The organism is Planotetraspora thailandica, from assembly GCF_016863335.1.
Lineage (GTDB): Bacteria > Actinomycetota > Actinomycetes > Streptosporangiales > Streptosporangiaceae > Planotetraspora > Planotetraspora thailandica.
The window spans coordinates 40,661-67,625 of sequence record NZ_BOOR01000057.1 but is presented as its reverse complement, the minus strand read 5'-3'; the positions used below and the strand labels follow the sequence as shown (position 1 = coordinate 67,625).

At 67.6% G+C, this 26,965-nt stretch carries 25 protein-coding genes and 1 pseudogene; 17 read left to right on the top strand and 9 right to left on the bottom strand.

Annotation, left to right across the window (positions count from 1 at the left end):
* Positions 1 to 27 precede the first annotated feature (27 nt).
* Together Pth03_RS31455 and Pth03_RS31450 are read left to right on the top strand one after the other, a co-directional pair.
* Positions 28 to 1,176, top strand: coding sequence for a sensor histidine kinase (locus tag Pth03_RS31455; protein WP_203948062.1), 1,149 nt, complete (start codon positions 28 to 30; stop codon positions 1,174 to 1,176).
* Positions 1,173 to 1,853, top strand: a complete 681-nt coding sequence (locus tag Pth03_RS31450; RefSeq protein WP_203948061.1) for a response regulator — start codon at positions 1,173 to 1,175, stop codon at positions 1,851 to 1,853. The genes Pth03_RS31455 and Pth03_RS31450 overlap by 4 nt, the downstream gene beginning before the upstream one ends.
* A gap of 64 nt (positions 1,854 to 1,917) precedes the next feature.
* Here the strand turns inward: Pth03_RS31450 and Pth03_RS31445 are convergent, their stop codons facing one another.
* On the bottom strand, positions 1,918 to 3,096 hold the full coding sequence (locus tag Pth03_RS31445) for a right-handed parallel beta-helix repeat-containing protein (protein WP_203948060.1): 1,179 nt from the start codon (positions 3,094 to 3,096) through the stop codon (positions 1,918 to 1,920).
* Between the two features lie 412 nt (positions 3,097 to 3,508).
* Between Pth03_RS31445 and Pth03_RS31440 the strand changes: the two genes are divergently transcribed.
* Positions 3,509 to 4,624, top strand: a complete 1,116-nt coding sequence (locus Pth03_RS31440) for a VanZ family protein (RefSeq protein ID WP_203948059.1) — start codon at positions 3,509 to 3,511, stop codon at positions 4,622 to 4,624.
* 101 nt (positions 4,625 to 4,725) lie between these two features.
* Here Pth03_RS31440 and Pth03_RS31435 read toward each other — a convergent pair whose 3' ends face one another.
* Positions 4,726 to 5,178 carry a hypothetical protein gene (locus tag Pth03_RS31435; RefSeq protein ID WP_203948058.1) on the bottom strand — a complete coding sequence of 151 codons (453 nt, stop codon included), beginning with the start codon at positions 5,176 to 5,178 and terminating at the stop codon, positions 4,726 to 4,728.
* 738 nt (positions 5,179 to 5,916) lie between these two features.
* On the opposite strand from Pth03_RS31435, the gene Pth03_RS31430 reads away from it, so the two are divergent.
* Together Pth03_RS31430 and Pth03_RS31425 are read left to right on the top strand one after the other, a co-directional pair.
* Complete coding sequence (locus Pth03_RS31430) at positions 5,917 to 6,150, top strand: hypothetical protein (protein WP_203948057.1); 234 nt, start codon at positions 5,917 to 5,919, stop codon at positions 6,148 to 6,150.
* A 204-nt stretch (positions 6,151 to 6,354) separates the two neighbouring features.
* Positions 6,355 to 7,420, top strand: a pseudogene (locus Pth03_RS31425) (IS630 family transposase).
* 83 nt (positions 7,421 to 7,503) lie between these two features.
* On the opposite strand, the gene Pth03_RS31420 reads toward Pth03_RS31425, so the two are convergent.
* A complete protein-coding gene (locus Pth03_RS31420; protein WP_203948056.1) occupies positions 7,504 to 8,088 on the bottom strand; it encodes a dihydrofolate reductase family protein in 585 nt (194 codons plus the stop codon).
* Positions 8,089 to 8,235: 147 nt separating this feature from the next.
* Between Pth03_RS31420 and Pth03_RS31415 the strand changes: the two genes are divergently transcribed.
* From Pth03_RS31415 to Pth03_RS31395, 5 genes are all read left to right on the top strand, one after another.
* Positions 8,236 to 9,288 carry a sigma-70 family RNA polymerase sigma factor gene (locus Pth03_RS31415; RefSeq protein WP_239119499.1) on the top strand — a complete coding sequence of 351 codons (1,053 nt, stop codon included), beginning with the start codon at positions 8,236 to 8,238 and terminating at the stop codon, positions 9,286 to 9,288.
* Positions 9,289 to 9,404: 116 nt separating this feature from the next.
* Complete coding sequence (locus Pth03_RS31410; RefSeq protein ID WP_203948055.1) at positions 9,405 to 9,938, top strand: GNAT family N-acetyltransferase; 534 nt, start codon at positions 9,405 to 9,407, stop codon at positions 9,936 to 9,938.
* 539 nt (positions 9,939 to 10,477) lie between these two features.
* Positions 10,478 to 11,605 (top strand): serine hydrolase domain-containing protein, encoded by a 1,128-nt coding sequence (locus Pth03_RS31405; RefSeq protein ID WP_203948054.1) that lies wholly within the window; start codon positions 10,478 to 10,480, stop codon positions 11,603 to 11,605.
* A 122-nt stretch (positions 11,606 to 11,727) separates the two neighbouring features.
* Positions 11,728 to 12,354, top strand: coding sequence for a class I SAM-dependent methyltransferase (locus Pth03_RS31400; protein WP_203948053.1), 627 nt, complete (start codon positions 11,728 to 11,730; stop codon positions 12,352 to 12,354).
* 94 nt (positions 12,355 to 12,448) lie between these two features.
* Entirely contained in the window at positions 12,449 to 13,054 is a 606-nt protein-coding gene (locus Pth03_RS31395) for an HAD family hydrolase (RefSeq protein WP_203948052.1), read from the top strand.
* A gap of 73 nt (positions 13,055 to 13,127) precedes the next feature.
* On the opposite strand, the gene Pth03_RS31390 is transcribed toward Pth03_RS31395, so the two are convergent.
* The 4 genes from Pth03_RS31390 to Pth03_RS31375 all read right to left on the bottom strand — a co-directional run bounded on the left by Pth03_RS31390 (position 13,128) and on the right by Pth03_RS31375 (position 15,600).
* Positions 13,128 to 13,772: a hypothetical protein gene (locus Pth03_RS31390; protein ID WP_203948051.1), complete on the bottom strand. Its 645-nt coding sequence runs from the start codon at positions 13,770 to 13,772 to the stop codon at positions 13,128 to 13,130.
* Positions 13,769 to 14,326: an RNA polymerase sigma factor gene (locus Pth03_RS31385; RefSeq protein WP_239119498.1), complete on the bottom strand. Its 558-nt coding sequence runs from the start codon at positions 14,324 to 14,326 to the stop codon at positions 13,769 to 13,771. Before Pth03_RS31385 ends, Pth03_RS31390 begins: the two co-directional genes overlap by 4 nt.
* A gap of 139 nt (positions 14,327 to 14,465) precedes the next feature.
* Positions 14,466 to 14,960, bottom strand: coding sequence for a P-loop nucleotide/nucleoside kinase family protein (locus Pth03_RS31380; RefSeq protein ID WP_203948050.1), 495 nt, complete (start codon positions 14,958 to 14,960; stop codon positions 14,466 to 14,468).
* A 34-nt stretch (positions 14,961 to 14,994) separates the two neighbouring features.
* The gene (locus tag Pth03_RS31375) at positions 14,995 to 15,600 is read right to left on the bottom strand and encodes a PadR family transcriptional regulator (RefSeq protein ID WP_203948049.1); all 606 of its coding nucleotides are present in this window, start codon (positions 15,598 to 15,600) and stop codon (positions 14,995 to 14,997) included.
* 96 nt (positions 15,601 to 15,696) lie between these two features.
* Here Pth03_RS31375 and Pth03_RS31370 point away from each other — a divergent pair, with 96 nt between their 5' ends.
* The 6 genes from Pth03_RS31370 to Pth03_RS31345 all read left to right on the top strand — a co-directional run bounded on the left by Pth03_RS31370 (position 15,697) and on the right by Pth03_RS31345 (position 24,340).
* On the top strand, positions 15,697 to 16,614 hold the full coding sequence (locus Pth03_RS31370) for an alpha/beta fold hydrolase (RefSeq protein WP_203948048.1): 918 nt from the start codon (positions 15,697 to 15,699) through the stop codon (positions 16,612 to 16,614).
* A gap of 84 nt (positions 16,615 to 16,698) precedes the next feature.
* Positions 16,699 to 17,631: an NAD-dependent epimerase/dehydratase family protein gene (locus Pth03_RS31365; RefSeq protein WP_203948047.1), complete on the top strand. Its 933-nt coding sequence runs from the start codon at positions 16,699 to 16,701 to the stop codon at positions 17,629 to 17,631.
* Positions 17,628 to 18,551 (top strand): RNA polymerase sigma-70 factor, encoded by a 924-nt coding sequence (locus Pth03_RS31360; protein WP_203948046.1) that lies wholly within the window; start codon positions 17,628 to 17,630, stop codon positions 18,549 to 18,551. The genes Pth03_RS31365 and Pth03_RS31360 overlap by 4 nt, the downstream gene beginning before the upstream one ends.
* A gap of 160 nt (positions 18,552 to 18,711) precedes the next feature.
* Positions 18,712 to 18,993 carry a glycosyltransferase gene (locus tag Pth03_RS41745; RefSeq protein ID WP_308442394.1) on the top strand — a complete coding sequence of 94 codons (282 nt, stop codon included), beginning with the start codon at positions 18,712 to 18,714 and terminating at the stop codon, positions 18,991 to 18,993.
* A gap of 1 nt (position 18,994) precedes the next feature.
* Positions 18,995 to 21,142 (top strand): RNA polymerase recycling motor ATPase HelR, encoded by a 2,148-nt coding sequence (gene helR, locus Pth03_RS31350; RefSeq protein ID WP_203948045.1) that lies wholly within the window; start codon positions 18,995 to 18,997, stop codon positions 21,140 to 21,142.
* Positions 21,143 to 21,616: 474 nt separating this feature from the next.
* Positions 21,617 to 24,340: an RCC1 domain-containing protein gene (locus Pth03_RS31345; protein ID WP_203948044.1), complete on the top strand. Its 2,724-nt coding sequence runs from the start codon at positions 21,617 to 21,619 to the stop codon at positions 24,338 to 24,340.
* Between the two features lie 72 nt (positions 24,341 to 24,412).
* Here the strand turns inward: Pth03_RS31345 and Pth03_RS31340 are convergent, their stop codons facing one another.
* Entirely contained in the window at positions 24,413 to 25,027 is a 615-nt protein-coding gene (locus tag Pth03_RS31340; RefSeq protein WP_239119497.1) for a trimeric intracellular cation channel family protein, read from the bottom strand.
* 243 nt (positions 25,028 to 25,270) lie between these two features.
* Here Pth03_RS31340 and Pth03_RS31335 point away from each other — a divergent pair, with 243 nt between their 5' ends.
* Complete coding sequence (locus tag Pth03_RS31335) at positions 25,271 to 25,837, top strand: PH domain-containing protein (RefSeq protein ID WP_203948043.1); 567 nt, start codon at positions 25,271 to 25,273, stop codon at positions 25,835 to 25,837.
* Positions 25,838 to 25,892: 55 nt separating this feature from the next.
* Here Pth03_RS31335 and Pth03_RS31330 read toward each other — a convergent pair whose 3' ends face one another.
* On the bottom strand, positions 25,893 to 26,756 hold the full coding sequence (locus Pth03_RS31330) for an alpha/beta fold hydrolase (RefSeq protein ID WP_203948042.1): 864 nt from the start codon (positions 26,754 to 26,756) through the stop codon (positions 25,893 to 25,895).
* Positions 26,757 to 26,965 lie beyond the last annotated feature (209 nt).

The window sequence follows — 26,965 nt, the reverse complement described above, 5'->3', positions numbered from 1 at the left end:
GGAACAGTACAGGTCTAGCCTGCGATCATGGCTGATGAGGTGTTGGATCGCTCCCGCCGGTGGACGCGCTACGCCTATCCACTCGCCGGTTTCGCACTGGGCGGGATCGGCGTGGTGCAGTTGATGGCCGAAGCGTCCAGCTTTCCATGGCTGGGTCTGAACCTGATCGCCGCGCTCGTCAACGGGTGCTCGGTGGCGCTGCTCCGGCGCCAGACCCTCGTCGGCACGCTCGGCGTGAGCGGCGTCATCGCGGTCATGGCCGTGACGCGTGGCGTGCCGGTCTTCGCGTCGTTCGTCGGCGCGGTTTTCACCGCGCTCACCATCGCCCGGTACGGCAGCGCACGATCGGCGCTGGTCGGCTATCCCGCGCTCGTCGCCGCCACCGCCGTGGTGGCTGTTCGCGAGGTGACCGCGGGGACGGACAGCCTGTTCAACGTCGTCTACCCCATCGTGTACTTCGGTGGTGCCGGGCTTCTTGGATGGCTGGCGCGGCAACGGGCCGCACAGGTGCGCGCGGCGGCCGAGTACGCCGCGGCGCTCGAACGTGAGCGGGTCTACCTGGCCGAGATCGCCGCGGCACAGGAACGCACCAAGATCGCACGAGATCTGCACGACGTCATATCCCACGGCGTGAGCCTCATGGTGGTGCAGGCCGAGGCGGCCCGTGAGGTCCTGGCCACCGGTCCGGAGCACGTGGGACCGGCGTTGGACGCGATCTCGGCGGCCGGTCGTGCGGCGATCGGGGATCTGGGCCAGATGCTCGGCGTCCTGCGGCGCACCGGCGACGGCGCACACATCGCGACCCTGCTGGCGCCGGTACGGGCGGCAGGCATCACGGTGGATCTCGTTGAGACCGGGACTCCTCCAGATGACCAGGCCGTACGGACAGTCGCGTACCGGATAGTCCAGGAGGCCCTGACCAACACGATGAAGCACGGGCGCGCTACCCATGTCACCGTGCGAGTCGAGTATGGGCGCCAGATCGTTCTAGTGGAGGTTCTCGACGACGGGGTGGCCGGCGGGACACCTGACGGTGGCGGGGTCGGCCTGGTCGGAATGCGAGAACGCGCGGAAGCTCTCGGTGGTGACGTCGAGGCGGGGCCTCGTACCGACGGACCCGGGTTCCGGGTCCAGGCCCGCCTCCCCGTGCCGGCATCCGGAATGGTGACCGCGTGATCCGGGTGGTCCTCGCCGACGACCAGGAGCTGGTCCGGGCCGGTTTCCGGATGATCCTGGAGGCACAACCGGACATCGAGGTCGTCGCCGATGTCGAGGACGGCGATGCGGCCGTACGGGAAACGCTGCACCACCGACCGGACGTCGTGCTTCTGGACGTGCAGATGCCCGGAACGGGGGGTCTCGAAGCAGCACGACGGATTCTCGCCAACCCGCGCGTGGAGACCCGGGTCGTCATGCTGACCACCTTCGACCTCGATGAATACCTGTACGCGGCGCTCAGTGCCGGTGCGAGCGGATTCCTGCTGAAGTCGTCGCCGCGTGCGCATCTCCTGCACGCGGTCCGCACGGCGGCGACCGGCGGAGCCCTGCTCGACCCGTCGTTGACCCGGCGGCTGGTCGAGCGGTACGTCCACCGTCCGCCGGCAGCCGTCTCCGGCGGAGTTCCGGCTCCGTTGGCCGCCCTCACCGCCCGCGAGCTGGACGTCTTCCGCGGGCTCGTCCGGGGACGGTCCAACGCCGAGATCGCGGCAGAGCTCTTCCTCGCGGAGACGACCGTCAAGACGCATGTCGCAGCCGCGCTGCGGAAGCTGAACCTCCGCGATCGCGTGCAGGCGGTGATCGTCGGCTACGAGTCGGGCTTCATCCAGCCAGGCGACCCTGCCGACCCGGCCTGAGCGGCTCCGATAGGGCCGGGTCCCTGGCGGGGCCGCTCCTGCTAGAGGCGAGTTCTGCGTGTCGTCAGTTGGCGGACACGTGGACGGCGACGCCCGGGAAGACGTTCTTCCGGCCGCTCACCAGCTTGACCGGGCCGGCGGTGTAGATGCCGAAGTGGTCCTTGCTGATCACGTTGCCACTGATCTCGATCGACAGCGGCGCGGCGGTGCCGACGAGGACACCGGTGGTCTGGGTGTCGGCGGGGGTGACGTCCGTGTCGCCCTTGACGTTGTTGATGCCGATCTTGTTGCCGCGGATCACGTTGCCGTTGAGGTCCTGGCCGGGCACGTGACTGTGCACGGTCACGCCGGACATGCCGTTGCCGCTGATGGAGTTGCCCTCGACGGTGTTGTCGTACACCGCGCCGCCCGGAAGGGGGGTGGCGATCACCACACCGGCACCTCCGCCGTTGGCGCCGTTGCCGGTGATCCGGTTGCCGGAGACGACATTGCCGTAGACGCCGGCCACGGACGGGGCGGGCTTGCCGCCCGGCGCGGCCGCCGGGTTGTGACCGACGACGGTGACGCCGCAGGCGTAGAGGTTGTCCGTGACGACGTTGCCCGCGATGCGGTTGTACGCGGCCGGGCCCGTCTCGTCACTGATCAGAATGCCGCCGCTGTTGTCGGTGCTGACGTTGTCCTTGAGGGTGGAGTGGGAGCTGCCCATCAGGTGGATGCCCTCACCGCAGTCTCCGGGGACGCCGCCCTGCGCGGCGCACGCCGGGTAGTCGTTCGGAACGGCGCCCGTCGGCAGCCCGCCCAGGTCGTTGTGGGAGACGACGTTGTCCTTCAGCGTGACGTAGTCGGCGCCGTTGACGAGGATGCCTTCCCCGATGGCGTTCTTGACGGTGAAACCGCTCACCGTCACGTGGTCGGCGGTGACCGTGATGCCGTTGATCACCTTGGTGGCGTCGATGGTGGCCTTCGACCTGCCCTGCAGCGTCAGCGGCTTCGTGACGGCGACGTCCTCGTTGTAGGTGCCGCCGCAGACCACGACCGTGCCGCCGCTCGCGACCGCGGCGATCGCCGCGTTGATCGTCCGGAAGGCCGCCGGCCCGCAGTCCTTGGCGTGCCCACTCGCATTCGCCGAGACGTACACCGTGTGAGGCGCGGCCGTCTGCGCCTGGGCCGCGGTCGCGACGAGCGGAACGGCCAAGAAGGCGGTCCCGAGAGCGAGAGTGGCCAGTCGTCCAGTTGTACCCATGTGATGTTCCCCCTGTGCGATGCCGCACTGCTGGATGGATGTATCCGAGGGGGGCGCCCCGATGCTTGACGTTTCAAGTAAACATCGGTCGTGACGCTAACTCTCAAGTCACACAAGTAGGCATATACCTCACGAACCACGGCCTAACGCTGGACAAACGGACGTATCGGGATAAAGCGCACATAAGGGCGTGGTCCGCTCGTGGCCACGTGTAGCGGGTGCCCCCGCCTCCAGCCCTCATCCGGCCATGGGCAGCCGAGCGGAACAGCGGTCGTGACGTCGGCCGACACCGGCCCCCGGAACCTCGCATCAAAGCCGCGAAACGGGATGAACTAGATTGCACGATCGATACGGCCCGGCGATCAGGCCTGTTCGGGACAGACCGCAAACAAGTTCGAAACGGAGTCGATCGTTGTCCGACCGGCTGTTGCCCGCCGTACCCGCGCTGATCGGCGGGACACTGCTCGCCGTCGTCCTGCTCGTGCCGTTCGTCTTCCACAGCTACCGGCGGCGCGGCGAGGTGGGATTCGGTCCGGCGCTGCTCGCGTTCGGCTTCCTGATTTACGGACTCGCGCTGGTCGCCTACACGTTGCTCCCGGTGCCGCGGATCGACGGTGCCTGGTGTGCCGCGCACACGGCGACGAGTCACCCGCAGCTCGACCCGCTGCGGTTCCTCGACGACATCGCGCGGGAGCAGCGGACACCGGGACTGCGCGGGCTGCCGGCGAATCCGGCGGTGCAGCAGGTCGTGTTCAACGTGGCGTTGTTCGTCCCGCTCGGCGCGTACGTCCGCCACCACTACCGGCGAGGTGTGGTCGCCACAGTGCTGACGGGAACCGCGGTATCGCTGCTGATCGAGGTCACCCAGTTCACCGGGGACTGGTTCCTCTTCCCATGCCCCTATCGGCTGTTCGACGTGGACGACCTGCTTGCCAACAGCCTCGGCGCGGCGGTCGGCGTCATGTTCTCGCCACTGCTGCACCTGGTCTACGGACGGCATGCCGCCCTCCCCGCGAACGTCGCGCGTCCGCTCACCGCCGGGCGGCGGTTACTGGGGATGCTGGTGGACCTCGTCGCGGTCTTCCTGCTCGGCGGAGTCCTCGCCAGGGCTTTCGATCTGATCGTCCGCTACGGCTTCGGCGTCCAGGTGGCAGATCAGCCGTGGGGCGCCCTGGCGAACTCCGCGCTGAACCCCTGGTTGCCTGCGGTGCTCCTGCTCGCCCTCCCCTCACTGGGGACGGACGGCGCAACCCTGGGTCAACATGCCGTACGGCTACGCCGGACCCGCAAAGACGGCATCCGGCCCGGTGTCCGGATCGTCCCCGCGCTGCTGTTCGGAGGTTTCGGCTACTGCCTCCTCGTCGGGCTCGCCCCTTTCGTCCCGGCGGCGGGCGGGTCAGCCAATCTGCTGCTGCTGACCTGCCTGGTGCTCGCCCTGCCGCGGCCACACCGGGGGTTGTCCGGGCTGGTCTCCGGGCTGACCGTCACGGACTCACGCCGCCACGGCAAGAGGCCTGGGGGCTCCTGATTCCCACGCGCAAAGCCGGGTGGGCGACCGCTGCAAGGCGAAATCGCCCCGCGAACGGCCGCCCACGCCTGACCTTGGGTCAGTCAGAGGGGGCTACCCTCCTAGTCCTCCTCCTCTCCGAACCGCTCGTGGATGGTGACCCGCTCGCGCGGACGCTCCTGCATCACCCGCTCGCGAATCGGACGCTCCTCCATGAGTCGCTCGCGGACCGGACGCTGCTCCATGAACCGCTCGCGCATGGGGCGCTGCTCGATCAGCCGCTCGCGGACCGGACGCCCTTCCGAGAACCGCTCGCGGAGCGGACGCTCCTCCATGAACCGCTCGCGCATCGGACGCTCTTCTCTGAACCGCTCGCGGAACGGACGCTCCTCGCGGAACCGCTCGCGCTCACGGAACGGGCGCTCCTCGCGGAACCGCTCGCGGAGCCGCCGGTCCTCCCGGAACCGCTCGTGCATGCGGCGCTCTCGGTACCGCTCGCGGTAGCGCCGGTCCTCGCCGTACCGCCTGTGCTCCCTGGCACGGTCAGGGCGTGGCGGGGGCTGCACCGGCGTCACCGAAGCCGCCTTTGCCGTGCTGAGCGTCGTTGTCGTGTACATCGAGTTCGCGCTGGCTGAGCTGGCCGGCGCCTGAGTAAGCCCAAGCGCCAGGGCCCCGAGCACTGCAGCGCCTAACGGCACCAACAAACGGTTTTTGGGCATGATGCCTCCTCCCCGCATCGCCTTGACCTGCAGCGATTGCGGATCTACATCAATCGTGGGCATCGAAATCCGGGCACGTCTAGATAAGTTGGCGGCTATTGAGACGACAGAACGGCCATTTAGTAGAGCGGCATGACTTTGTGTTGCCTCTCACCCGAACCACCTTGCAATGGGTTGTGATCCACCTGCGAGAGCGATTGCGTTCCGATCAGCCGGCAGGGGCGTGCGGCGGCCACAGAAGCCTTCCGACAATGTCGCCGATTTCCTTGCCTGTCATTTTCCGCACCTGTGGCTCCGCACTGAACCCCCCGGGGAAGCGCCGCCCAGGCGCCCGCCGGCGGAACGAATCCACAGCTCGAGGGCTCGCACTGGCCAACCGGTGTGCAATGCCGAATTTCTCCGGCGAATTCGAATAATCATATTCATGTAGCGATGCGCCAGAAATGATTTTTGCCTACGACTGGGAGATTCCGCCTGATACTGCGATTAGTCTGAGAAATGTTCAGCGCCGCATCGGCGTATCCCGAGACATGGAACCGGCGCTCGCCTCCCCGGCAATCGGGGTTCGGTCCTCACCTCAGGGAGTGATCTCTGATGCTCAAGCGTTTATTCTTCGCCGTCACGCTGGCGGCGTCCACGCTCCTCGTCACCGGCGCCGCGCAGGCCTCCGACCAGAACGTCTGTGCGGCGGTCAAGCAGGTCGCCCCCACCTCCACCACGGCCCGCCCGGCGCCGTCATGCATGTGGAGAGGCGAGTGCTACATGTGCTACAGCTACAGGAGCGCAAGGTGGGACGTCCAGCATTGCAACGGCGGATCCGAAGGCTGACTCATCGGCGACCAAGAGCTGTTTCTTGGATCAGGTTCGGAGCCAGATGGCTAGTGCTGTGACCGGAAACGATCACCGGGTTCGCGCGTCGACGGCCACGCCGATTGGATGTGAGGACACATCCGGTCGGCGGAGGGAGTCGTGGTGGCAGAACCGGTCAGGGTGCGCAGGCTGACCGATCAGGAAGGGTAGAAACTCCAGCAGATCGTGCGCCGAGGCAGCACCAGTTCGGTGCGGTATCGGCGGGCGATGATGCTGCTGGCCTCAGCGGGCGGTAACACCGTCCCGGTCATCGCCCGTCTGGTCGCCGCCGATGAAGACACCGTGCGGGATGTGATCCACCGGTTCAACGAGATCGGGCTGGCCTGCCTAAACCCTCAGTGGGCGGGAGGCCGTCCCCGCCTACTCAGTGACGACGAGGAAGACTTCGTCGTCCAGACGGCCACCACCCGCCCCGCCAAGCTCGGGCAGCCCTTCACCCGCTGGTCAATCCGCAAACTCGCCGCCTACCTGCACCATCTTCCCGGCCAGACGCTGCGGATCGGCCGGGAAGCCTTACGTGCCCTGCTCACCCGCCGGGGGATCACCTTCCAACGGACCACCACCTGGAAGGAGTCCCCCGACCCGGACTTCGACGCCAAGCTCGACCGGATCGACTGGGCCCTGACCCACCGCCCGGAGCGGACCTTCGCCTTCGATGAGTTCGGCCCGCTGGGCATCCGCCCCACCGCCGGATCCGGGTGGGCCAAGCGCGGCCGGCCGAATCGGCTGCCGGCCACCTACCGGCGCACCCACGGAATCACCTACTTCCACGGCTGCTACGCCGTCGGCGACGACCACATGTGGGGGATCAACCGGCGCCGCAAAGGCATCGACCACACCTGGGCGGCACTGCGCTCGATGCGAGCCGCCCGCCCCGACGGTGGGCCGATCTACGTGATCCTGGACAACCTGTCGGGCCCACAAGAACTGGCGCATCCGCGCCTGGGCCAGCAAGAACAAGGTCGAGTTGTGCTTCACCCCGACCTACGCCTCCTGGGCCAACCCGATCGAGGCGCACTTCGGGCCGCTCCGCCAGTTCACCATCGCCAACTCCGACCACCCGAATCACACCGTCCAGACTCGGGCCCTGCACGCCTATCTGCGCTGGCGCAACGCCAACGCCCGCCACCCCGACGTCCTGGCCGCACAGCGGCGTGAACGCGCCCGTATCCGCAGTGAGAAACGCATCCGCTGGGGCGGCCGGCCACTATCAACGACCGCGGCCTGACCGCCCAACCCGGTGATCATTTCCGGTCACAGCACTAGGGCTGCCAGCAGACTCGGTTAGTCAGAAGATCCAAGAGACAGCTCTCAGGCGTCTCGGACGGGCCGGTAGGTCAGGAAGGCGAGTCCGTCACCGACGGTGTGGGTGTCGATGAGGCGCATGGGCTTGACGCCGCTGGTCTCGCCGAAGAGCCGCTCGCCTGCCCCGACCACGATCGGGTAGGTCATCAGCCGCCATTCGTCGACGAGGTCGTGCTGCGTCAGCGTGTGAACGAGGCGGCCGCTGCCGTAGACGACGATGTCCCCGTCCACCTGTCGCTTCAGCTTCGCGACTTCCTTCACCACGTCGCCCTTCAAGACCGTCGCGTTGCCCCAACCGGGACCTTCGAGGGCGGAAGAAGTGACGACGTACTTGGGCAGGCTTCGCAACCTGTCCGCCCACTCACCGCTGCGAGACGCCCAGCCACGTGCAAGGAAGTACGCATAGCTGCGTCGCCCCAGCAGCAGCGCCTCGGCGCCCATGGCCTCCTCCAACTCGACCTTGGCCCACGCCTCACGATCCTTGTCCCCGATGCACGTGAACCAGCTGCCGCGCCCGAGGCCGTCCTCACCGGTCGGGTCCTGGATGACTCCGTCGAGCGAGACGTTCTCGCTGACGATGATGTTTCCCATGGTGGTGCTCCTTGTCGGTGTTGTCGGCTACCACTGATCCAGACGACGCCACATCCAAAAAAGGGGCGCTCATCGAGCGCCCCTTTCGGTCCCCGGCCGGCGTCCATACAGGGAGAGCGACAAGGGCGCAGGAGAGAGGTGGCCAGAGTGGAGTTGGCGAGAGCCGACCTGATCAGCAGGGCGCGGGCCGGGGACGGCGAGGCGTTCCGGGCGCTGACCGAGCCGCACCGTCGCGAGTTGCAGGTGCACTGCTATCGGATGCTCGGATCGTTGCAGGATGCGGAGGATGTCCTTCAGGAGGTCTTGCTGGCCGCCTGGCGGGGTCTGGCAGGGTTCGACGGTCGTGCCTCGCTACGCACCTGGCTCTACCGGATCGCCACCAACCGATGCCTCGATGCGCTCCGCTCGGCCAGCCGGCGCCCGCCCAAGGAGTGGGACATCCCCGGGGTAGAACCGCCCGAGCCGACCCGGCTCGGCGAGGTCGTCTGGCTCGAGCCGTATCCCGACATCCTCCTCGAAGATGCGATCAATGTGCCGCTCGGCCCGGAGGCCCGCTACGAACAGACAGAGTCCATCTCTTTGGCCTTCGTGACCGCGCTTCAGGTCCTGCCGCCTCGCCAGCTCGCCGTACTCGTCTTGCGCGACGTCCTCGGATTCCACGCCGACGAGGTGGCCGACATGCTGGACACGACCGTCGAATCGGTCAAGAGCGCCCTCAAGCGGGCGCGCGCCGGCCTGCAGGGCCGACGACCCCAGGCCACCGCCCTCGAACCGCCTCCCGCCGCCGGCTCGCCGGCCGAGGAGGCGCTGGTGGCGAAGTTCGTCAGCGCGTACGAGTCCGGCGACATCGACGCACTGGTGGCCCTGCTGACCGACGACGTCTTCATGTCCATGCCGCCGCTGCCCCTCGAATACGAGGGCCTAGAGGTTGTGGCCCGTTTCTGCGCCGGCCTGTTCGGCTCAGGCCGCAGGTACGACCTCGTGCCGACGCGGGCCAACGGTCAGCCGGCGTTCGGCGCCTACCTTCGCGCCCCCACCGGTATCCGGCACGGGACCGGCCTGTACGTCCTCGCTCTACGGGGTGACCGGGTCTGCGCCATGACCCGCTTCGAGAACAGCGTGCTCCCATCGTTCGGGCTACCGCGATCGCTGCCTTCGCCTCCGGAAATCGGGATGAATCCGCACGAATCTCCGATGTGATCCAGGAAACAAACGTAGCCCCGATGGACCAGCGGCAGCCCTCCGAGGCACGGCCTCACGGGGCTGCCTCGCGCGCGGAGCGGTTGACTGCATGGCCGGCTGACTAGTGTGATGTTGTGACCAAGAACTTCACGGTATCCACGGCTTCTGCGGACGACGGGTATGCGCTGGGCGAGATCCATGCGGCGTCCTGGACGGCGGCCTACGCCGGTTTCTTCGCCCCGGAGTTCTTCGCTCAAGCGGTGGAACACCGGCGGACCAAGTGGCACGACGTGTTGGCCAAGGGAGGAGAGGACAGCGTCATGCTCGCCGTACTGAACGGGCGGCCGCTGGCCTTCTCCTACTTCGGTTCCTCGCCGACACGGTCACGGTCAGCGGAGATCTTCGGCTTCTACGGCCATCCGGATGGGTGGGGCACCGGTGTCGCAAGCGCCCTGATGACCGCCACCCTGCGCCGGATCCGCGAGGCCGGCGTCGACGAGGTACACCTTTGGACGCTGCGTGGCACACCCCGCTCACGCAGCTTCTATGCCAAGAGCGGCTTCACGGAGTCAGGTGCGGTACGTGGTCACGACTTCGGTGACGGCAATCCCATCGAGCAGGTCGAATACGAACTCACCTTCTCGACTGCGGCAGGCCTCTTGGCGTAGTCGAGAAGGTCAAGCTCTGCTCCGCGCGACGACGACCGGCGAAGCGGCCGCGACAGCCGGAAGCGGCACTCGCGGAATCCCGGGACGACCCGGGTTCCGCCGAGCAGGTCGTAGGGCGTTCTGGTCGAAGGCAGGAAAAGGGCGCCCAGCCAGGCGAACATGACGACGTAGACGATGATCGTCAGCACCATCAGAGACACGGGCGGGTTCCCGGGGGCGGTGGCGAAGCCGTACGCCACTGTGTGCCCCAACTCCCACGGGAGAGCGATCTTGGCGGTGTTGCGCAGGAGCGCCAGTCCGACGCACGGACCTCCCCATTGATCGAAGACGTGGTCGACATGGCGTCCCTTCCATGAACGTCCAGGACGCTACCCGAGCGGAGAGGGATTCGCGCGGCCGTACGGCAGGGCTGCGGAAACGGTCACCCCGTGAAGTAGGGGACGCCCTACTCAGAGACGGGTGTGCGCGTGACTGCCCGGCGAGGCCCGGCTGAACAGAATCGGGATCATCCGAATCCCCCGGCATGAAGGCGGCCTCCCATGCACGGCAAGCGTCTCCTCTCCCTCGGCCTCATCACCGCACTCCTGATCGCCGGCACCGCAGGCCCGGCGCTGGCGGTCTCCGAGCAGAGCCGAAACCGGCAGAGCCAGGACCTCCAGCAGCGGCTGGACCGGTTGACCCGGATCGACGGGCTGCCGGGCGCGATCGTGCACGTGACCGATCAGCGCGGCCGTACTGTCACCGTCACCTCCGGCACCGCCGAACTGGGCACGGGCCGCCGCATGGTCGGCCCGGACGCCCGGTTCCGGATCGCCAGCGTCAGCAAGCCGTTCATCGCGGTCACAGTGCTGAAACTCGGCATCGACCTGGACAAGCCCGTCGAGCGCTACCTTCCTGGAGTGCTGCGCGGCACCGGGGAGGGGGCCGCGATCGACGGCAGGGACATCACGGTCAGGCAGCTCCTCCTGCAGACCAGCGGCCTGCCTGAGTTCGCCGACATCGTGGACTGGTCGAAGGGACCGCAGGACTACCTCAAGCTGGCGTTGTCCCGTAAGCCGACCGGTGAGCCGGGCGAGCGGTGGTCCTACTCCAACACCAACTACCTGGTCGCCGGCATGATCGTGGAGAAGGTGACGGGCCGCGACTACCAGGCGGTCACCAGGGAGCAGATCTTCGATTCGCTGGGCATGAAGGACACCTACTGGCCGGAGCCCGGCGAACTCGGCATCCGCGGCCCGCACGCCCACACGTACGGCGTCCACCCGCTGACTCCGGACGCCGGCGTCATCGACGTGACCGAACTGCCCGGCCACGAGTTCGGTCCCAGCGGCGGGCTGATCTCCACTCCAGCCGACCTGAACCGGTTCTGGCGGGGGGTGTTCGAGGGACGGCTGCTGCCCGCGAAGACGGTGCACACCATGATCGCCGGGATGGTGCCGAGCGGGGCCGTCGGCGACGAGTACGGGCTCGGTGTCGCCAGAGAGCCGTTGAGCTGCGGCGGCTCCGCGTGGTTCCACGACGGCGACCTTCCCGGCGTGTCCACGGTGAGCGGAACCGACCGCAAGGGCAGGCAGGCGACCGTCTACGTCACGGGTTCGGCGGACACCCCCGCCAGACGGAGTGACCTGTACGCCGTATTCGATGCCGCGCTCTGTCTCAAGCACTGACCCAAATCCTTTGCTCACCGCCCGGTGCGTGTTTGAGCAAGGCCGTCGTGCCAACAAGGGATGTTCCGGCGGCTCATGTCGTGAAACGATCTGCGAACTTCCCGTTCTCGAAAGGTCGCATGATGCGGACGACCACGGATGCGGACGTGCGCCGGGTGTTCGACCGGCTCGCGGATCGGTACGACCCTCAAATGCTGGCCTGGGAGCGACGCCTCTTTCCGGGAAGCCGGGAGTGGGCCGTCGGCCAGGCGCGCGGCCACGTCGTGGAGATCGCGGTCGGCACCGGGCTCAACCTGCCGCTGTACGGCGCCGACACCACGGTGGTCGGGATCGAGCTGTCCGGGCGCATGCTGGAACTGGCGCGGCGGCGGGTGGCGCGGGCCGCCCTCGGTGAGCGGGTGGAACTGCGGCAGGGCGATGTGCAGCGCCTGGACCTGCCCGACGGCATCGCGGACACCGTATTGTCCACGTTCACGATGTGCACCATCCCCGACCCGGCGGCCGCGGCGCGCGAGGCCTACCGCGTGCTCAAGCCGGGCGGGCGGTTCGTGCTGGCCGAGCATGGGCCGTCGAGCAACCCGATCATCCGGGCTGGGATGCGGCTGCTGGAACCGGTGTCCGTACGGTTCGAAGCCGACTACCTCACCCGCGATCCCCGGCCGTTCCTGGAACAGGCAGGTTTCGAAATCGAGTCGGTGTCCCGGATGACGCGCGGCATCAGCTTCCGCGTGCTGGCCCTCCGACCATGACCCGTGCGCCGTAGCCGGGGCAGGCACGGCCACGGGTCTTCGAGGGCCCCCTGGTTAGGGTGGAGCGGCGACCCTTTCCCACAGTCAGGTGCTCATGCTCGACTCTTCGCTCCTCCCCGCCCTGCCGTACGCCGCACTGATCTTCGATTGTGACGGCACCCTCATCGATACGACCGCCGCCAACGAAAGCGCCTGGCGTGCCGCTCTGGCGGAGTGGGATGTCGAGCTCGACACGACGTGGTACCGCGCCCGCACCGGCTTACCCGCCGACGACCTGCTGATGGAGCTGGCGAAGGAGACCGACCGGGAGTTCGACCACGCCGCCGTCCGCGCCGCCGCACTCGACGCCTACAGCCGGCTCGTCGGCACGGTGGAGCCGAACGCGCCCGTGGTGGCCGTGGCCCGCGCGCATCACGGGCGAGTGCCGCTGGCGGTGGCATCGGGCGGCTCGCGGCGCGCGGTCGAGGAGAGCCTCCAGGCCACCGGCCTGCGTCCGCTGTTCGACGCGGTCGTCACCAGGGACGACGTGCGATACGGCAAGCCCGCCCCGGACGTCTACCTGCTCGCAGCTGAGCGGTTGAAGGCCGACCCGGCGCTCTGCGTGGCCTACGAGGACACCGACGAAGGCGCTGCTGCGGCGCTTGCCGCGGGCATACGGGTCATCGATGTACGGCCGATCCTGGGCCGGGCCACAACGTGACCGCGCTCCAACAGGGCCCTCCCCAATCTGCGCACCGTGCCGTAAAGCATCGCGTAGCCGCAGGATTCACCGATCAGTTCTGCCTGCTGTAGCGCAGATCCATGGTGTCGGTGCGCCCTGACCACGTGAGGGTGAGATGCCAGCAGCCACTGTCGGGAAGGTCGATGATCGAAGGGCCTGGGCCGCCGGCGACGGTGCGACTGACCACCGTTCGCGAGCCCGCGAGCCGGGCCTCGACGACGAGCGGGCTGCCGTCGGTGGGTACCCGTGACACCCAGAGGATCTTGTTGCTGAGATCAGGTCGTGGCGGTGCCGCCAGCGGGTTGCCGAAGAGAATCGCCGCGATGTCGCCGCGGGTGCCGAGGACGTACGGCATGCGGGGCTCTGCTTCGGTGAAACCGCGTCTGGCCCACTGCGGGAGCACCCGGCTGGGGACGTCCGGGGCGCAGGGCGCGATCGGCGGCACAGTCGGTGGCACGGTCACCGGAGCCGGACGGGGAGACGCCGGCCGGATCTCGTCGGAGCCGACGCCGAGGCTGATCAGGGCGACGCCTGCCGCCACGACCAGGACAGCGGTCGCGGCCATGAGCGGAGCGAAACGGCTCCTCCTGACCCGGCGCCGAGGGGTCGTCGCCCAGTCCGGCTGTTCAGGGTCCGGGACGACCGCCGTACGTGCCTGGAACGCGTTCCGAACCCGCTCCTGGAGATCTTCCGTCATCGCTGAACACCTTCCAAACGCGCGCCGAGCGCCGTGAGGGCACGAGAGATCGTGGATGACACGGTGCTGCGGCTCACCCCGAGCGTGACAGCGATCTCCGGATCATCGAGATCGAGATAGAAGCGGAGCACCAGGACCTCCCGTTGCCGCCGCGTCAGGTTGCTGATCGCGGTCAAGACGGCGGCGTGCTCCTCCCGGAGCAAGACCACGGCCTCTGCCGAGGTCTCCTGGATCCGGGGCTCGATCCCGGCCAGCGAGGCGAGCCTGCGCCGGCGGAGCGCCGACCGGCATCCGTTGACGACCGAGGTGCGCAGGTACGCCGGTGGGCTGTCCGGCGGCCCTTCTCGCTGCCAGCGGCGATGCAGTCCCATGAAGGCGTCTTGCACCACTTCCTCGGCCAGTCCCTCGTCTCCGGTCAGCAGCACCGCGACCCGGACGAGGGATCCGGCATGGGCGCGGAACAACAGCGTGAGCTGCTCCGCCGCAAGGGCCGGTGATTCGGCTTTCGCCGGCCGGTCGCCATACGGCGAAGGAAGGTAGTCCGTCGTCGGCACGCCTGAGCCGCCTCCCTGAATAGCCCCGAGGTTTTACCCAGTAAGACGTCCGAGGGCCCGATCTGCTGAAGGGAATCGGTGACGCGGTCAATTCCCGCCGCGCGGCCCCAGCCGGATGATCACGGGTAGGTGCAGCAGTTCATGCCTCGACGTTCTCTTCAACCCATCGCTCCAAGTCGAGACCGGCGTTGTAGACGATCGGCCGCTCATCTGCTGTCGGCTCCTCGAACATGCCGAGCGCCGTACGCATCGTCTCCCCTTTGAGGTGTGCTCGTTCTCGGGTGGACACGTTCTTGAGTCGCCGCTCGGCCGTTTCCTCCGGTGACGTGTCGACGTAGACGAGCACTGGTACGGCGCCGCACTGTTCTGCGATGGTGCGTAGATTCCGCCGTTCACTCCGCGTCAGGCTTGCGCCGTCGAAGACGACCGTCTGCCCAGCTCGCAGGAGACTTTCGAGCTTGTCGTAGGCCCTGCTGTAAACGTCGTTCCAATCCGGTTGGCTCATCGTGGTCACGTCGTACCGGCCACTGGTGATTTCGTCGTCAACCGAGGCGTAGCCGAATCCGAAGCGCCGCACCAACTCGCGCGACAGCACACTCTTGCCGGCGTACGGCAAGCCGGTGACGATGTACAACTTCGGCCTGCTCATTTCACCTCGAAGCGACAACTCACTCGGGGCCCTCGGCAAATGCCAAGAGGTCAGCGGCCGACCAGTTCAGGTTGCCGCCACCCAGATCGTCGATCACCGCGCGAAGCCACTGCAATTCGGCCGCCGTGACAGTGCGCAGATATTCGGCTTCGAGCATGGCGATGCGGGGGAGACCGTGTCCGGTCTCAGCGCTCATTTCGGTGTCCAGTGTGGCCAACGCTTCGTCGAGCGTCCTCGCGCGCCGCTCAAGGGCGTCGCGTATCTCCAGAGGGGTGAGCATCAGCAGGTGGGACAACGCCGCCGGGAACTCGGGGAACTCCCGCTTGGGCATGGCCAGCATGTCCAGCAGCCACTCGCGAGCCACGGCGCGTCCCGAATCGGTGATCTCATACACCGTCCTCTCCGGGTATGCCTGATCGCGCTCCATCTCTCGCACCTTGATCAGGCCGGCTGCGGTAAGGCGGTCGATCGTCCGGTAGAGGCTCGTTCGCTGGCCCACGTTGACCACCTTGTCCTTGCCCCACTGCTTGATCAGCCGCTGGACGCCGTAGGGGTGCAACGGCTTGTACTGCAACAGCGCCAGCACGGTCAGGGCGAGTGGTGAACCGGTCGGAGGAGTGGTCATGTCCCCGATACTAGCGCCAAAGTTACTAGTTGACTGGACACTAGTGTCCGTGACACTATTTCGACGTCAGCCAATAGCGCTCGGAAGGACTCTGCGATGACCACTCATGAACGGCCTCAGGCGGCGGAACTCACCACGAGCTTCGTCACCTCTGACGACGGCACCCAGATCGCCTTCCACACCATCGGCCACGGCCCGGGCATCGTGCTGTTACACGGCTCCATGGAGACGGCCAGGAATCACCTGGCCATGGCGCAGGAGTTGGCCGACGCGTTCACCGTCCACCTTCCCGACCGTCGCGGCCGGGGCCAGAGCGGGCCGTACGGGGATGGCTACAGCGTCCAGAAGGAGGTGGAAGACCTCGACGCCGTTCTGCGCGAGACGGGTGCCCACTACGTCTTCGGCGTCAGCGCGAGCGGCGTCGCCGTGCTCCAGGCGGCACGCGTTCTGCCCCGGATTCACAAGGTCGCCGTCTACGAGCCGGCACTGATTCTGGAGGACATCCCGCAGTTGACCGGGTGGGTCGACCGCTTCGATCGGGAAATGGCCGAAGGCAAGGTGGCGGCCGGGCTGGTGACCAGCATGCTCGGCCTTCGGCTTGGGCCGCCGATCATGAACGTCATGCCGCGAGGGCTGTTGACCTGGCTGACCGGCCTGCTGATGAAGAGCGAGGACAAGAACGCCAAGCCGGGCGACGCGACCATGCGGACGCTCGCCCCGACTCTGCACTACGAAGGCGTCCTGCTCGCCGAGATGGCCGGCACCGCGGACATCTTCGCCGATGTCCAGGCTGAAGTGCTCCTGCTCGGCGGAAGCAAGGGACTTCCCTTCCTCAAGCCCGCACTGTCCCGCCTGGAGAAGACCATTCCCAACGTCCAACGGGTCGAGTTCCCCGGGCTCGATCATGGCGCGTCGGCCGACGTCAGCAAGGCCAACACCGCCGGCCGTCCAGAGGTCGTGGCAGCCGAACTGAGGCGTTTCTTCACCTCGGCAGCCGCCACCGGCACGAGGTAGCCGACAAACCGATGTCACAGGCGGCCGGGCTGTCTCGTCTCGGGTTTTGAGAGACGGACTCTGGTGTGCGGAAGGGTGATGACGGTGCGGGTGTTCGTGGCAGGTGGGACCGGGGTTTTGGGGCGGCGACTGGTGCCGCAGCTCGTGGGCCGGGGGCACCAGGTGACGGCGACGACGACGAGCGCTGCCAAGCTGGGCTTGCTTGAGCAGTTGGGCGCCGAGGCGGTCGTCATGGACGGGCTGGATGCGACGTCGGTCGGCGAGGCCGTGGCCAAGGCCCGTCCGGACGTGATCGTGCACCAGATGACCGCGATTTCCATGGCGCACGCCGGCAAGCCCGATCTGAAGCACCCGGACCGCTGGTTCGCCGCCACCAACCGGCTGCGCACCGAGGGGACGGACCACCTGCTGGCCGCCGCCGAGGCGACCGGCGTGTCTCATTTCGTCGCCCAGAGCTACGCGAGCTGGAACGGAATCCGCACGGGCGGATGGGTGAAGACCGAGGAGGACCCGCTGGACCTGATGGAGGGAACGGCGGCGCAGGCGGGGATGGAGGCGATGCGCCACGTCGAGGACGTGGTCGTCAGGGCCGGTGGCGCGGCTCTGCGATACGGCGCGTTCTACGGGCCGGGCGCCATCGACGACCAGGTCGAGCTCGTGCGCAAGCGGCAGTACCCGCTCGTCGGGCGTGCCACCGGCTACAGCTCGTGGGTGCATCTCGACGACGCGGCGAGCGCCACCGTCCTGGCCGTCGAGCAGCGGGCGAAGGGCGTGTTCAACATCGTCGACGACGAACCGGCCCCGGCCGGCGAGTGGCTGCCCTACCTGGCGGCGTGCGCGGGCGCGAAGCGGCCGATGCGGGTCCCCAAATGGCTCGCCCGGCTGCTGGCCGGCGAACAGGCGGTCGTGATGATGACCGAGGGGCGCGGCTTCTCCAACGCCAAGGCCAAGCGGGAGCTCGGCTGGGAGCTGCGCTACCCCTCGTGGCGGCAGGGCTTCAAGGAGGAGCTGGCGTGAGCCGGGCTGAGGAGTTCGAGGAGCTGCGGCCGCTGCTGTTCTCGATCGCCTACCGGATCCTCGGCAGCGTGAGCGAGGCGGAGGACGCGGTCCAGGAGGCCTGGCTTCGCTGGGACGCCTCCCCGACGCAACCTGCCTCGGCCAAGGCCTTCCTCTCGGCCGTGGTCACCCGGATCTCGATCGACGTCCTACGGTCGGCCCGCTACCGGCGGGAGGAGTACGCCGGGCCGTGGATGCCTGAGCCGCTGCTCACCGACCCCTACCAGGACCCGGAACGGTCGGCGGAACTGGCCGACTCGGTTTCGATGGCGGCCCTGCTCCTGCTCGAACGGCTCAGCCCGCTCGAACGGGCGGTCTTCGTGCTGCGGGAGGTGTTCGGGTTCGGCTTCCCCGAGGTCGCGTCGGCCGTGGGGAGCTCGGAGGCGGCGTGCCGCCAGCTCGCCGTACGGGCGCGCCGCCACATGGACGCAGGCCGGCCCCGGTTCGAGGCCGACCGGAGGGGACGCCAGGAACTCGCCGGACGCTTCTTCGACGCCCTCCGGGAGGGGAACGTCGACGGGCTGCGGAGCCTCCTCGCCGCCGACGTGCACCTGGTCGGCGACAGTGGCGGCAAGGCCCCGCAATGGAGCAAGGGCGTCATCGGTGCGGAGAACGTATCCCGGCTGCTCGCCGCCCTCGTCTCGCCGTTCGCCCAGATCGGTGGTGTCATGGAGCCGCACGAGGTGAACGGCCAGCCCGGCGCGATCTTCCGCGACCGGGACGGCAAGGTCATCAACACCTGGACGCTCGACATCCTCGACGGACGGATCCAGACGATCCGTACGGTGCTCAACCCCGACAAGCTCGGGCACGTAGGTCCGGTGGCAGACGCCTGGGCGGTCATTCGCGATGTGACCCGGGCTCGCCGACCCACAGGCTGACCAGCGTTGTCCGTCCACAGCGGATGTTGAGAGTGGAAAGGGGGACTACCGCTCCTTTCCACTCTCAACGTATAGCGCGCCGGGGGGCTTGCGGCAAGACCCGGGTCGTACCGCAGAATCGTCGGCCGAGGCCAGAAGCTGCGGAAACGGGGGATGCGAAGTGCGTGTGGTGTTGTCGACATATGGGTCGCGCGGGGACGTCGAACCGTTGGTGGCACTCGCGGTGCGATTGCGGGCATTCGGCGCGGAGGTGCGCGTGTGCGCGCCGCCGGACTTCGCGGAGCGGCTGGCAGAGGTCGACCTGCCGCTGGTGCCGTTCGGCCGGTCGGCGCGCGCGCTGACGACCGCAGATCCGCCGCCGTGGCCGGCACGATCCGCACCGACGGTGCGGCGGTGGCCGCGACGCTGCTGCTCGACGCGATCAGCCAGGAAAGGCCAATGACGTGAATCCCCTGACTACCAGCGCGTTCGACCTTCCCGACCACCTTGCCCCCAAGGCCGACCCGACGCTGATCGCCGGCGATGAGCAGCACTTCGCGGCCATCGCGGAGAGCCTCGAGCAGTCGATCGCCGAGCTGTCCGACCGCCTCGATACCGAGCGCAAGGCCCCCGGCGGCGCAGGCCGGCAGGCGTTGGACCGCGACATGGAGATCCATCGGCTGACCGCCCGTCTGCGCGCACTGCGTCGCTTCGGTTTGGACCTGTGCCTCGGACGCATGGTCGGCGCGGACGACCCCGAGCCCGTGTACGTCGGACGGCTTGGCCTTACGGACAGCGCGGGTCGCCGGCTGCTGATCGACTGGCGTTCCCCCGCGGCTGAGCCGTTCTTCGGAGCCACCCATGCCAACCCGATGGGTCTCGCGAGCCGCCGCAGGTATCGCTGGACCCGCGGCCGGATCAGCGACTACTGGGACGAGGTGTTCACCTCGGACGGGTTCGAAGGGCACGCCGCGCTCGACGACCAGTCCGCCTTCATCGCCAGCCTGGGCGGCAACCGGTCGGCCCGGATGCGAGACGTGCTCGGCACCATCCAGGCCGACCAGGACGCCATCATCCGCGCGGGATCCCGCGGCGCTCTCGTCGTCGACGGCGGTCCGGGTACGGGGAAGACCGTCGTCGCCCTGCACCGCTCCGCCTACCTCCTCTACTCCGACCCTCGCCTCGGTCACCACCGGGGCGGCGTGCTGTTCGTCGGTCCGCACCAGCCCTACCTGGCCTACGTCGCCGACGTCCTCCCCAGCCTCGGAGAGGAGGGCGTGCAGACCTGCACCCTGCGGGACTTCGTCGCAGAGGGAGCCGCGGCGGCGATCGAGACCGACCCGGACGTGGCCCGCCTGAAGGCGTCCGCGGACCTGGTGAAGGCGATCGAGCCCGCCGTCAAGTTCTACGAGAACCCGCCCACCAAGGGGATGACGGTCACGACCCACTGGGCCGACGTCTGGCTGAGCGCCGACGATTGGGCCGAGGCGTTCGAAGCACCGGAACCCGGTACTCCGCACAACGAGGCGCGCGACCAGATCTGGGAGGAGTTGCTCACGATCCTGGCGGACAAGCATGACGACGACGTAACGGCTGACCTGCTCCGCACGTCGCTCCTGCGGAACAGGGAGCTGCTCACGACCTTCAACCGCGCGTGGCCGCTGATCGAAGCGGCCGACCTCGTCGGAGACCTGTGGTCGGTACCCGCCTACCTGCGGATGTGCGCTCCCTCGCTCGGCCCCGACGACGTTCGGAAGCTGCAGCGCGAGGACGCCCAGGCCTGGACGGTGTCCGACCTGCCGCTCCTGGACGCGGCCCGGCAGCGCCTCGGCGACCCGGAGGTGTCACGACGCAAGCGCCGGCAGGAGGCCGCTCTCGCCGCCCAACGCGAGCGCATGGCCCAGGTCGTCGACAACCTGATCGAGGCCGACGACGACGGCGAAGGCCTCGTGACGCAGTTGCGCCGAGCGGACCTCCAGCGAAATCTGGTCGACGAGTCCGAGCTGCCCACCCTCGACCCGGACCTGCTCGCCGGCCCGTTCGCGCACATCGTCGTGGACGAGGCTCAGGAACTCACCGACGCGGAGTGGCAGATGTTGCTGCTCCGCTGCCCGTCCCGGAGCTTCACCATCGTCGGGGACCGTGCCCAGGCCAGGCACGGGTTCACCGAGTCGTGGCAGGAACGGCTCGAGCGGATCGGGCTCGACCAGATCAACCTGGCCTCCCTGAGCATCAACTACCGGACGCCGGAAGAGGTCATGGCGGAGGCCGAGCCGGTCATCCGGGCCGTGCTCCCGGACGCCAACGTGCCGACCTCCATCCGCAGCAGCGGCGTCCCCGTCGTACACGGATCCGTTTCGGATCTGAGCTCGGTCCTCGACACCTGGCTCGCCGAGCATGCCGACGGGATCGCCTGCGTCATCGGCGATCCCACGTTCCAGTCGACGTCCCGCGTCCGGTCGCTGACCCCGGAGTTGTCGAAGGGTCTCGAGTTCGACCTGGTCGTCCTCATCGACCCAGAGGCGTACGGCAAGGGCATTGAAGGAGCGGTCGACCGCTATGTCGCCATGACCCGGACGACCCAGCAACTCGTCATCCTCACGAGCCCCTGACGTCGGCCGGGCCGAGCCGGTGGCGTTCCTGCCGCTGCGTCGCCCTGCAGAAACCTCCCTGTAGCGACTTCATCATCACCCGGCCATAAAGTCGATAAATGGTTGTAATCGAATCAATAGCCTCGTAAACCATGTATCGCCCCAAAGCGTGATAGATCATGATAGTGAACCAGTTCGCGGGACGATCTCTATCCGCGAATGGTCGTGACCGCCTGCGGGTTGTGTCGGTCGCCGACATCAGAAGGAACCCCATCTCCCTGTACGGCGATCCGATGCACGGCCGACCTGGCAACGACAAGGAACAACCGCAGCGAAAACCGTTGGCTGCGCTGATCATGAAGGACGCATCGCATGGCTGGTCTGATGACCGGGGCTTCGCCCGGCTCTGTCTCCGTGGCGACGGTGGGTGGGCGGTTGAGAAGGTGGGGCCAAGGCGCTCGGTTGCGTGCCGTGGCGGTGGGTGCGGTTCTGGCCGTGAGCGCTGCCGGTGTGGCGGCGCCAGGTCCGGCGGCGGCAGCCTCTAGCGGCACCTCGTACACGTACGCCTGGGGTGACGGTGACTACGGGCAGTTGGGCGACGAGTCCACGGCCGACCATTCCTCCCCGGTCGCTCTGACCGCGCTGAGTCAGGTGGCCCAGGTCAGCGCTGGCTTTCGGCACACTCTGGCGGTGCGCGCAGACGGCACCGTGTGGGCGTGGGGCAGCAACGACCACGGGGAGCTGGGCAACGGGACGACGACGAAAAGCTCGACGCCTGTGCAGGTGACAGGCCTGACCGACATCGTGCAGGTCGCCGCGAGCTACTACGACAGTCTGGCGTTGCGCTCGGACGGCACGGTGTGGGCCTGGGGCTACAACTACTACGGGGAACTCGGTGACGGCACCAGCACCGACCGCACGACCCCCGTGCAGGTGGCCGGGTTAACCGGGGTGACCCAGATCGACGTCGGCAACTACCACAACCTCGCATTGCGCTCGGACGGTACCGTGGCGGCCTGGGGTTACAACAATTACGGGCAACTTGGTGGCGGTACCAAGTACTCCCGCTCCGCCCCCGTTACCGTGCCGGGCCTGAGCGACGTGACCCAGATCGCGGGCGGGTATTACCACAGTCTTGCGTTGCGCTCGGACGGCACCGTAGTGGCCTGGGGCTACAACGCCCACGGGGCGCTCGGTGACGGCACCACCACCAACCGCACCACCCCAGTCGTGGTAAGTGGCCTGACCAACGTGACCCAGATCGCGGGCGGCTCTGCCCACAATCTTGCGTTGCACTCGGACGGCACCGTAGCGGCCTGGGGCAACAACAACTACGGGCAACTCGGCGACAGCACCACCACCGCCCAAACCACCCCCGTTACCGTTCCGGGCCTGAGCGACGTCGCAGTGATCAGCGCGGGCTACTGGCACAATGTCGCCCTACGCTCGGACGGCACCGTGGTGGCCTGGGGCTACAACGGTGACGGCGAACTCGGTGACGGGACCAGCACCACCCGAACCACCCCGGTCATCGTGCCCGGGCTGAGTTCGGTGACCGAGATCTCGGCTGGGGCCTACCACACGCTGGCGAAGGTGGGACCGCCGGGACTTACCGCCAGAGTGGCGATCACCGGTGAGGTTGGGACCACGCTCAACTGCAAGCCCGCTTTCGTCGGTGCCACCTCGGTGAGTTACACCTGGCTGTGGGACGGCGTAGCGGTCCCTGGGGCGACCACCGCCACCTACACGCCGGCCTCATGGGACGCCGGCCACCAGGCCACCTGCCAGGTCACCGCCACCAACGGCCTCGGCACCACGGACACCTCGGCAACCGTCACCATCGCCCCGGCCAAGCTCGCTGCGGGCAGCGCACTGATCGCAGACATCGGCAAGTCCTACAGCTATCACTTCGCGGTGACCGGGTGGCCGACGCCGAAGATCGCCCTGGTCTCCGGAGCGCTCCCGCCGGGGCTGAAACTGGCCACGGACGGCACCCTGTCGGGAACACCCAGCCAAGGCGGCACCTATCAGTTCACCCTGTCGGCGACCAACGGCGTCGGCACCGCCGCCACAGTTGAGAGGAGGGTTGTCGTCCAAGTCCGGCCTGAGCTGATCGCCAAAGCCACGATCACCGGCAACGGCAACGTCGGCACCACGCTGACCTGCGAGGCCTCCTTCCTCGATGCCAACTCGGTCAGGTACACCTGGCTGCGCGACGGAAACCCGATCCCCGGCGCGACCACCTACACCTACACGCCCGTGGCGGGCGACGTCGGCCACACGGTCACGTGCCAGGTCGTCGGCACCAACAGCGTGGGCAGCACCGAGACCTCGGCAAGCATCAGCGTCACATTGGGGACATCGATCGGTGGATTCAGTGCGTCGCTGAGCACGTCCGGAAAGCTGTCGGTCAAGGGGACGGTGACCGGGCCTCCGAGTGCCGTCCCGGTCCAGATCGAGTACTCCACGAACGGCTCCACGGGTTGGACGACTGTCCAAACCCTCAACACCGTAGGCGCCTTCACCTCGACGTTCACCCCGCCGTCCGTGCCTGCGTACTACCGGGCCGAGACCCTAGCCAGTGCCGCTTACACCGGCGCGGTCAGCGGCAGCGTTAAGGTCGACAAGGTGGTGACTTCGATCAGCGGATTCACCGCGTCGGTCAACGCCTCACATATCCTCACCGTGCATGGCACCGTCGGCCCGAGCGGCCTCAAGGTTCCCGTGCTGATCGAGTACTCCGCCGACGGCAAAACCGGCTGGAAGACCGCCAAGACCATCACCGTGGGCGGCGCCTTCACCACCACCCTCAAAGCGCCGCTGACCAGCGGCTACTACCGTGCGCACGTCCTGAACGCGACCTACTACAAGGGCACGGTCAGCCATGCCGTGAAGGCCGCTCGTACGCTGACCCGGATCGCCGGGCTGAAGGTGTCCGCCACTCGGGTCAAGAAGAACTCCTACTTCACCGTCACCGGCACCCTGCAGAAGTACTCAGGCGGATGGAAGGCGCTGACGGGGCAGCGGGTCCAGATCGTCTTCCACGTCAAGGGCGGCACGGCCCTCCACCTGTACAGCACGCCGCTCACCGGCACCGGAGGCAAGTTCACGGCAAGGATCAAGGCCACCAGAGAGGCCTACTGGAAGCCCATGTATCCAGGAGCGACCGGCTACTACGCCTACACACCGAGTCCGTACATCCACGTCACGCTCCGCTGAATAAAGATCAAAAGCCCAGGTCGGGAATCGCAACCTGACCTGGGCTTTCGTTTGGGTAGAGCCTAGTGATTCTCACATCGACCCGCTGATGCCCCTGGCCAGCGGGGCGCGCCAGCCGTACCGCATGGCGAGAAGGCGGAACGCGAAAGCGAGCACGGCCGAGGACAGGGTGGCGACGAACCCCCGCACGCCCAGCGTGTACAGCACGGCCATGGCCGTCGAGCCGAGCATCGCCGGCACGGCGTAAAGCTGGCGGTCGTAGAGCAGGGTCGGCCTCTCGCCTGACAGCACATCCCGGATGACACCGCCGCCGACCGCTGAGCAGACCCCGAGGAACACGGCGTGCAGCGGCGCGAGGCCGTAGTCCAGCGCCTTGGTGGTCCCGACCGCGCAGAACAGGCCGAGGCCCGCCGCGTCGAAGACCAGCACCCCAGGCATCGCCCGCTCGACCTGCGGATGCCAGAAGAAGGCGATCACGGTGGCCGCGACCGGCACGAGGAGATACTCCGCATCCCGGAACGCGGCGGGCTGCACACCGATGAACAGGTCACGCATGACGCCGCCGCCGACGGCGGTGAAGAACGCGAGCACCACCATGCCGACCACATCGAACCGTTTGCGCACGCCCTGCAGCGCTCCAGACAGGGCGAACACGAAGATTCCGGCGAGGTCGAGCACGGACGTCACATCCGCGCAGTCTCCCATAAACCCCGCGAGCCGCCTCATGCTGGGCCCCCACGCGGCGGAGGCTGCCGTCTCGTTTAACCCATGGCCGGGGCACCGAAACATGCCCAGGGGGCTGCCGCTTTCGGCGGTGATCCCTCGCAGGGTGCCGAATATGGCATGCGTCTGCCAGCAGGAACGGAGCCGGATGACGGCTACCCAAGGGCAGTTGATCCATTCGAGGGCGGGAGATGTAGCGTGCGTTCCGTGAACGAGCTGAGCTTCCGGGGAAAAGATCGGTACCGCCCATCCTGGCCGCAATTTTCGGTGCTGGGTCTCGTGTTGGTCGCTGAAGGGGTCTTTGCCTTCTTTCGACTCGGCGTCGTGGGCTTCTGCTGGCTGTTCGGCCTGACGGCCGCGCTCGTCGGTATCGGCATCTCCATGGCACTCCGGAGCCGGACCACGGTCGGAGCGGTCGGAATAACCATCTCCCGGGGCCTCGGGCGTGGTCGCACCTATCCGTGGCAGAAGATCCAGTGGATCGACGTACGCGAGACCAAGAGCCAATATGGGACGTCGCTCACGGCTCGGATCACCCTCACGGACGGGCGGCGTCGCTCACTGCCTGCGCTCCAGCACAGTACCTGGTATCCCGACCCCGATTTCCAGGTGGATTTCCAGCGGGTCGTCAACTGGTGGGAGCTGAGCACGGACCCGGCCGCACGGTTCCAGCCGCCGAAGAAGTTGCGGAACCGGCTGACGCCCCCGGTGGTCGGACTCATCCTGGGTCTGCTCACAGTGGTCGTCATCGCGTTCGGTGTCCTCGTCGGCTGATCGCAGAGCGCCGCAAGGACGGGCGGCCTGATGGGGGACAGGGCTGTGCGCGTCCTCAAGCGGTGAGGAAGTCTCTGATCGCGGCGGCGAACGTGTCGGTCGCCTCCAGCGGGGTGAAGTGGCCGACGCCGGCGAGCCGGTCGAAGCGGTGAGCGGTGAAGAAGTCGCCGAGCCTGTCCGCCCAGGCGACAGGGAAGATGGGATCGTGTTCCTGCCAGAGCACCCTGGTCGGGGTCGACAACCTGTCATCGGCGGCTGGTGTCTGCTCATGCGCGTATGCGGTGACCGGATTGCCCGAGGACCGGTACCACATGATCGATGCCGTGAACGAGCCCGGTGGGGAGTACACCCGGGTCAGATGATCGAGCCGTGACTTGGCTATCGCGTACCGTGGCCCCGACCAATGGTCCCAGAAGTGCCGTAGGTAGGCGCGGACCGCGGCGGGGTCGCCGTCGACCAGGTCGTCCGCGAGTTGAAGTTGGTGGAATGAGGTGTACCAGAACTCCTTGACCGCTTCCAGGTCGAGAACGCGGCGGCCCGCGCCGGGCAGCGGGGGTGACACCACCAGTGCGCGCACCAGGTCGGGACGCATTCGCGCGGCGCACTGCGCGATGAAGCTGCCAATGTCGTAACCAGCCACAACGGCGCCGGAGACGCCGAGTTGTTCCAGCAGGGCGATGACGGCCGAAGCCTGCGCCATGCCGGAGTAGAACTCCTCGGCGTCGGCGAGATGCTTGTCGGATTCCCCGAAGCCGCGCAGGTCCGGAACGATGACATCGGCCTGATCCGCAAGCATGGGGACGAGCTCGTCGTAGTCGGTCCGGTCGCCCGGCCAGCCGTGCAGCAGAACCACGCTCTGCCCGAAACCGTGACGGTCGAAGGCAATACGAAACCCCTGGAACGGTTCTGAATACGGCATCGACCTACCCCCGTCAGATCACTGTGCCTTGATGCCACTTTCCCCTCCGAGAGCCGGGCACTCACCCAGCGTGCGCTTGCTGTGCCGTCCGAGCATTGATCCGTACGGCAGGCGGGCGGATGAGCGGCGGCACCAGGTGGCCAGATCAAGCTCGGCCTCGACAACCGAACCCAGATAGCGCTCCTCGCCCACGATGCCGGCCTCGCCTG

What these genes read in the sequence shown, in the direction of transcription:
- Pth03_RS31370 (WP_203948048.1), top strand. Translation starts at nt 15,697, where the DNA reads ATGACCACTCATGAACGGCCTCAGGCGGCGGAACTCACCACGAGCTTC.
- Pth03_RS31420 (WP_203948056.1), bottom strand. Translation starts at nt 8,088, where the DNA reads ATGGGAAACATCATCGTCAGCGAGAACGTCTCGCTCGACGGAGTCATC.
- Pth03_RS31375 (WP_203948049.1), bottom strand. Translation starts at nt 15,600, where the DNA reads ATGACCACTCCTCCGACCGGTTCACCACTCGCCCTGACCGTGCTGGCG.
- Pth03_RS31405 (WP_203948054.1), top strand. Translation starts at nt 10,478, where the DNA reads ATGCACGGCAAGCGTCTCCTCTCCCTCGGCCTCATCACCGCACTCCTG.
- Pth03_RS31445 (WP_203948060.1), bottom strand. Translation starts at nt 3,096, where the DNA reads ATGGGTACAACTGGACGACTGGCCACTCTCGCTCTCGGGACCGCCTTC.
- Pth03_RS31390 (WP_203948051.1), bottom strand. Translation starts at nt 13,772, where the DNA reads ATGACGGAAGATCTCCAGGAGCGGGTTCGGAACGCGTTCCAGGCACGT.
- Pth03_RS31395 (WP_203948052.1), top strand. Translation starts at nt 12,449, where the DNA reads ATGCTCGACTCTTCGCTCCTCCCCGCCCTGCCGTACGCCGCACTGATC.
- Pth03_RS31330 (WP_203948042.1), bottom strand. Translation starts at nt 26,756, where the DNA reads ATGCCGTATTCAGAACCGTTCCAGGGGTTTCGTATTGCCTTCGACCGT.
- Pth03_RS31455 (WP_203948062.1), top strand. Translation starts at nt 28, where the DNA reads ATGGCTGATGAGGTGTTGGATCGCTCCCGCCGGTGGACGCGCTACGCC.
- Pth03_RS31400 (WP_203948053.1), top strand. Translation starts at nt 11,728, where the DNA reads ATGCGGACGACCACGGATGCGGACGTGCGCCGGGTGTTCGACCGGCTC.
- Pth03_RS31430 (WP_203948057.1), top strand. Translation starts at nt 5,917, where the DNA reads ATGCTCAAGCGTTTATTCTTCGCCGTCACGCTGGCGGCGTCCACGCTC.